This is a genomic window from Pelagibius sp., assembly GCF_028289705.1.
In the GTDB taxonomy this organism is placed as follows: domain Bacteria; phylum Pseudomonadota; class Alphaproteobacteria; order Kiloniellales; family Kiloniellaceae; genus Pelagibius.
The window spans coordinates 1-3708 of the sequence record NZ_JANQOI010000079.1 but is presented as its reverse complement, the minus strand read 5'-3'; the positions used below and the strand labels follow the sequence as shown (position 1 = coordinate 3708).

Here is a 3708-nt window from a genome sequence, read left to right as displayed (position 1 = left end):
ATCCGTGCCAGCAGGTCCGCCAGGGTCGCGCTGGCGAGCCAGGCGGCGAGCGCCAGCCCCGTCAGCCCCAGGGGCTCCCGCCAGCCGAACAGCGCCAGCACGACCGCCGCCACAACCGCCACGGCGAAGGCAGCGCGCAGGCGCTGCAGAAGCCCGCGCAGGTCCGCCCGCTTCCAGCTCAGGAAGGGTCCCGCGGCGGCGACGGCGGCGGTCACCGCGAAGATCGGCAGGAAGGTCTGGTTGAAGTAAGGCGCGCCGACGGTGATCTTCTCGCCGGTCATCAGTTCCAGGAACAGCGGATAGAGGGTGCCGATGAAGACCACACCGGTCGCCGCCGCCAGCAGCGCGTTGTTCAGCAGCAGGGCCCCTTCCCGCGAGACCGGCGCGAAGTAGCCGCCGTCCCGCATCATCGGCGCCCGCCAGGCGAAAAGCGCCAGGGCACCGCCGACCTGCAGGAACAACAGCGCCAGGATGAAGACGCCGCGCTCCGGGTCGGTGGCGAAGGAATGCACCGAGGAGAGAATGCCCGAACGCACCAGGAAGGTGCCGATGAGGCTGAGCGCGAAAGTCAGGATGGCCAGCAGGATGGTCCACTTCTGCAGCGCTTCGCGCTTCTCGACGACGATGGCCGAGTGCAGCAGCGCGGTGGCCAGCAGCCAGGGCATGAAGCTGGCGTTCTCCACCGGGTCCCAGAACCAGAAGCCGCCCCAGCCCAGTTCGTAGTAGGCCCACCAGCTCCCCAGAGCGATGCCCAGGGTCAGCGCCGCCCAGGCAACGAGAATCCAAGGCCTGACCCAACGCGCCCAGGCCGGGTCGACACGGCCGCGGATCAGCGCGGCGACGGCAAAGGAGAAGGCCGTCGAAAAACCGACGTAGCCGAGATAGAGCATAGGCGGGTGGAAGGCGACGCCCGGGTCCTGGAGCAGCGGGTTCATCCCCTGCCCGTCCAGCGGCGGCACCGCAAGCCGCGCGAAGGGGTTCGAAGTCAGCAGGATGTAGGCGAAGAAGCCGACGGCAATGCCGCCCTGCACCGCCAGCACCGTGGCCCGCATGGCCGTCGGTACCGAGCGGCCGAAGAGCGAGATCAAGGCGCCGAAGAGGGTCAGCATGAGGACCCAGAGCAGCATCGAGCCTTCGTGGTTGGCCCAGACGCCGGTCACCTTATAGAGCAACGGCTTGCCGGAGTGGGAGTTCATCGCCACGTTGGCGACGGAGAAGTCCGAGACCACGTAGGCATAGGTCAGCGCCGCCATGGCGCAGGCGGTCGCCAGGAACTGCACCTGCGCCCCGGCATCGGCGAAGCGCAATGCGTTCAGCGAATCCCGCTGCAGGCCGATGAGCGGCACCGCGCACTGCAGCGCCGCGACGATCAGCGCCAGGCAGAGCGCGAAGTGGCCGAATTCGACGATCATCCCAGGGGCTATTCCGGAGGCCAGATCGGTCATGACAGCGCCACCTCCCTCTCCTCGAACTCGAGACCGGCAGGGCGATGGGGTGCCGGGATCGGCGCGCGGCTCTGCAAGGCGGCGATGTCCTGGACCACATACTCCGTCGGCGAGCGGAAGTCGGCCAGCCGGGCCTTTTTCACGCGGCTGAAGATCCGGCTGACGGTCTCGGCATTGAGGCCGAGATAGTCGGCGATGTCCTCACGGGCCATAGGCAGGCGCACGCGGCAGCCCTCCGGCGTCCGCTCGCCGATCCGCCAGGCCATGTCGGCGAGGAACAGGCAGACCCGCTCCATTCCGTCGAGACGCCCGAGGGTCACCAGATGGGCATAGATGGAGCGCGCCTGGCCTTGCGCGGCCCGGAACAGTTCGGAGGCCAGAGTTGCATTGCCGGCGATGGTGCGCGCGTGGGAGGAGAGATCGAGTTCGCAAAGCTGGCTGGGCGCCAGGGCCTCGATCCAGAAGTCGAGACGTTCGGTCTCGTCCGGCGGACAGAAGAGATTGCCGGGCGTAGAGAGACCGACGATCTGGCGCCGGCCGTCGGCAAGGGAGGTACAGAGCGCGACGATGCCGCCCAACACCGTCCAGAGCTTCAGCCCGGTGCCTGTGTCCAGACGCTCGCCACGCTCCATGCTGCGCAGCCGCGGCAGCGGCGGTCCCCCGTCCAGAAGCCCGCAGATCCCGTTGGCGCAACTGCGAAACGGTCCGCCCGCTCCGCCGGCGAGCTTCCCCGAGGCCATTTCCGCTGCTCCGGAACCGGCCCCGTCGTAGCTGTCACCCCAAAGGCAACACTCCATCGCAGTCCCCCCAACGCCCGCCGGCCCGGACTCTTGTCCTGCAGGCCGACCCCCGAAGTTCTTGCAGTGCAGCATAGGAATACCGGCGGCCCCGGCATTGAGGTGGATCAACAACCCAGCCGCACCTCATGTGCAGCCGCATTCCACCGACGAAATCCGCAATCGGCTCAAATCCATAATCACTCTGGGGGATTTCTGACAAAGGTCAGAGCGGCGGCATTCGAATCCCACTAGCGTTGGCACACGACGATGCCGAGGAGAGTCCGGTGTCGTCATTTGCCCGCATCCGGGAGGTTGGGATGAGAACGGCCTTATTCGCTCTAGTCACGCTCTGCTTCGGAACCGCTGCTTTCGCGACCGGCGCTGCCGCGCAGGACACGGTCGACGCGCAGACCGCCGCCGAAAAAGGCTGCCTCGCCTGCCACGACGGCATCGAGAAGTTCACCGACGGACCGATGATCGAGCAGATCGAGGCCATGGGCGCCGACTTCAACGATCCCGCGGGCTGTGTCGTCTGCCACGGCGGTACGCCCGGCGCGACCACGGCGGAAGCCGCCCACCAGGGCAGCCCCACAGACCTCGTCGAGGCCGGCGGCCCACACCTCTTCTATCCAGACCCCGGCGCCATCACCGTGGCGGACAAGGCCTGCGGCCAGTGCCACGACGGCTACGCCGAGCGGCTCACCAAGTCCCTCATGAACACCGAGGCCGGCAAGCTGCAGGGCAATCTCTGGTCCTGGGGCCTGCAGGAGGACCACAAGGTGGTCTGGGGCAACTACGACCTCGTGGACGAAGACGGGCCGGAGCCCATCGTCGGCACCGAGGCTTACATCGAATACATGACCGCCTACGTAGCGGCCCATCCCGATCAGATGCCGTCTGAGATGAAGCAGGTCCCGCCGGTGGACGTGAACGTGATCCCCGACCACCCGAACATGGCCGGCATCACCTATTCGCGTCAGCAGTGCCAGCGCTGCCACGTCGGCGTCAACGGGCGCGAGAAGCGCGGCGACTATCGCGGCGCCGGCTGCTCCTCCTGCCACGTGCCCTATTCCAACGAAGGCCTCTACGAAGGCGGCGACCCGACCATCGCCAAGGACCAGCCCGGCAAGCTGCTGGTCCACCGCATGCAGGGCTCACGCAAGTCCAAGGTGCAGGTCGGCGATCTCACCTACTCCGGCATTCCGGCGGAGACCTGCAACTCCTGCCACAACCGCGGCAAGCGCATCGGCGTGAGCTATCAGGGCATCATGGAGTTCCCCTACGGCTCGCCCTACACGGCGACCGGCGGCAAGCAGCCCAAGCTGCACACCAAGAACTATCTCTTCATCAAGGACGACCTGCATCACCAGGTGCAGTCGCGCCCGGGCAATCCCGAAGGCGGCATGCTCTGCCAGGACTGCCACACCACCATCGACATGCATGGCGACGGCAACCTGCCCGGCACCACCCTGGCGCAGGTGGAA

General features: G+C 67.2%; 3 protein-coding genes. 1 reads left to right on the top strand and 2 read right to left on the bottom strand.

Going from position 1 to position 3708, the window contains the following annotated elements; genetic code table 11:
- On the bottom strand, nucleotides 1-1412 hold a 1412-nt coding region (locus tag Q0996_RS09430), incomplete at its 3' end, for a heme lyase CcmF/NrfE family subunit (RefSeq protein ID WP_299618118.1).
- 29 nt (nucleotides 1413-1441) lie between these two features.
- Nucleotides 1442-2185: a Crp/Fnr family transcriptional regulator gene (locus tag Q0996_RS09425; protein ID WP_299618115.1), complete on the bottom strand. Its 744-nt coding sequence runs from the start codon at nucleotides 2183-2185 to the stop codon at nucleotides 1442-1444.
- 356 nt (nucleotides 2186-2541) lie between these two features.
- Here Q0996_RS09425 and Q0996_RS09420 point away from each other — a divergent pair.
- The coding region (locus Q0996_RS09420; RefSeq protein ID WP_299618112.1) for a hypothetical protein at nucleotides 2542-3708 on the top strand (1167 nt) is incomplete at its 3' end.

Coding starts and splice junctions, on each gene's coding strand:
- Q0996_RS09425 (WP_299618115.1), bottom strand. CDS start 2,185: ATGGCCTCGGGGAAGCTCGCCGGCGGAGCGGGCGGACCGTTTCGCAGT.